This is a genomic window from Mesorhizobium sp. M7A.F.Ca.CA.003.01.2.1 (assembly GCF_003998945.1).
GTDB classification, from domain to species: domain Bacteria; phylum Pseudomonadota; class Alphaproteobacteria; order Rhizobiales; family Rhizobiaceae; genus Mesorhizobium; species Mesorhizobium ciceri.
Window position 1 is genome coordinate 1 of sequence record NZ_RZRA01001566.1, and the last position, 610, is coordinate 610.

2 pseudogenes are annotated in these 610 nt (G+C 61.8%); one reads left to right on the forward strand and one right to left on the reverse strand.

Annotated features, from left to right (window positions below):
• Window positions 1-314, reverse strand: a pseudogene (locus EN969_RS34225) (formimidoylglutamate deiminase); the annotation flags it as partial.
• 98 nt (window positions 315-412) lie between these two features.
• Between EN969_RS34225 and EN969_RS36830 the strand changes: the two are divergent.
• Window positions 413-610, forward strand: a pseudogene (locus tag EN969_RS36830) (imidazolonepropionase); the annotation flags it as partial.

Below are 610 nucleotides of genomic sequence, written 5' to 3' on the forward strand. Positions count from 1 at the left end.
ACATAGAGTTGTGCGGCAACCGCCTCGACCTGATCGGGCGTCATCGACAGGGCGAAACGGTACATCACCTCGCGCCAGCTCCAGAAACTGTCGGCGGAGGGGCCGCGAAGCTCGGCAAGGCCGGCCATGCCGCGCTGGAAGGCGTGGCTGTGCAAATTGGGCATGCCGGGCAACAGGATCGCGTGACGTTCGTCGCCGGCTGCCGCAGCAGCGCCAGGCTGAACGGCTGTGATGCGTCCCTCGGCCAGGGTAAGCCGCACATTTTCGCGCCAGCCATCGGGAAGGAGCGCCTGTTCCGCAAAGATCGCTGCCACTTTTCTCTCCGGTTCTCTGTGTCTCATGCGATGAAGGCACTTGCAGTGCGTTTCAATATGTATATACATAATCGTCATCGATTGAAACGGAAAAGATGATGGCTGCAAAGAGCAAAAGCCGGGCAGGGGATCTTCGTCTGTGGCGCAATGCGCGGCTGACGACAATGGCCGACGGGTCTGCCGGACTTGGCGTCGTCGAACATGGCGCGGTCGCTGCGCGTGACGGCCGCATTGTTTATGCCGGCCCGAGTCGGAGCTGCCCCCGACACTTGCCCAGGGCGCCGAGACGGTTGATT